Here is a 1,654-nt window from a genome sequence, read left to right on the forward strand (position 1 = left end):
AAGGCGATTCCATAAAAACAAGGATTGAAACCACCCAATGCAAAAACCAACAGTTCTTGCCGAAAGAGCGGGTTGACAAGGCGATTCCATAAAAACAAGGATTGAAACATGGTGAGAAATATACATACAGAGAGGTTGACTGGGTTGACAAGGCGATTCCATAAAAACAAGGATTGAAACTATTTTTTCATGGATGGTGTGCTTACCTCCGTAACCGTTGACAAGGCGATTCCATAAAAACAAGGATTGAAACCCTGCGGTGCGCATTTAAGAGCCTCCACACCTGCTCATGAAACTTACGCTGTTTCAGATATGCCTCCTGAACAGCAGGACTCACACCCATCTCATTAAGTTCAGCAGTTGTATAAACCTTTTCCTCTATATCGCCCAAAAACGCAAGAGCCGTAAACTCCTTTCGCAAATCTGACTTCTTGAGAGGTTTAAAAATATCCGACATCTTCTCATCAGCCATACCCCTCAGTCTATCCTGCGTATGTCCTGCATTTTTGCCATGCACAGCATAATACTGAACTATATTTCTGATTTTAGAAGGGGACGCAAGCAAGGCATTAACAAAGCGCATGCTCTTTCTCCTGCCAACAATATCCACATTTTCAGCAGTCTTGAGCCCCATCTTTTGTATAAGGTTTTCCGAAGCATCATCAACCCTCTTGCCAATATCCAAATCAACATCATCCTTGACAGGCTTATCAGACGGTGGTATAGTTATACTAGAGTCCGTTGTAGGCTGAATGTGAGCGTAAATTGCCTTCGGCATTTGCCTCCTCAGAGATACCAACGGACTTTGTTATTTCTGTTAGATTATGATCATAATATCTACTTCCATCATATGTTTCTCTAATCGCTAAAGTTGCCCTATTAGCAATCCCCTTAATATTTACAGGCGCTTCAAATTTATGAATTGCCTTTATTGTATTACGGTTTCTATAATCAGGCTCAGATGTTACCCATTTTGCCTGCCTCACCATATCAGGAATTACTGCGACAGAAAGTATTTTATTTTCATCTATTGTCCCTGAAAGCGCATGTTTTATACCTTGCCAGGATATTATAACATTCATCTCTTTGTCAGCGTTTCGAACTGTTACGCCTGCAAAATTATTTCTTGCATATTCACGGGCTTTATCTCTTAACTCATTAAGGGTATTATAACTGCCCAACTCTTTACCTGTTATGTTTATTCTACCTTTGCTTTCCTCAACATCCAAACTTGCTACATTATCCTCAATCTCCAAATCCACATCCAGCCCCAAGTCCCCGCCTCTTTCATACCTCTGTTTCAACTCACCCGTATAAGTCCTCTCAAAAATGTCATTAACAGAAGTCCATCCCTTGCCCCTCAAATAATTGCCAAGTTTTTCAAGGAATATCTTAATCCTCTCAAAAATCTGCCTCACCCACACAGGCATATTCCGCCTGCCCTTCACATAATCAGCAAAAGCCTGTGCCTGCCGTTCCTTGCTTGATACCCCATCCTTATCAGGATACCTTGCGTCAATCCTTGCAATCTCCTCATCAGTTAAAAGAAACTTTTGCGCGCTGTGGAACGCCTCGTGATAAGGTGTTCCCTCATCCATATTTTGAGTGGACAACTCAATGCGACTTGTCCACTGCCCGCCGTCACGCCTGACAA

At 42.0% G+C, this 1,654-nt stretch carries 1 protein-coding gene and 1 CRISPR repeat array; the gene reads right to left on the reverse strand.

The window, feature by feature from the left end:
- Positions 1 to 253: a CRISPR direct-repeat array (repeat unit 31 nt; unit sequence AAGGCGATTCCATAAAAACAAGGATTGAAAC).
- Positions 254 to 731: 478 nt separating this feature from the next.
- The coding region (locus HZC45_03290) for a hypothetical protein (GenBank protein MBI5682182.1) at positions 732 to 1,654 on the reverse strand (923 nt) is incomplete at its 5' end.

It is taken from the genome of Deltaproteobacteria bacterium (assembly GCA_016223005.1).
Lineage (GTDB): Bacteria > Desulfobacterota > GWC2-55-46 > UBA9637 > GWC2-42-11 > JACRPW01.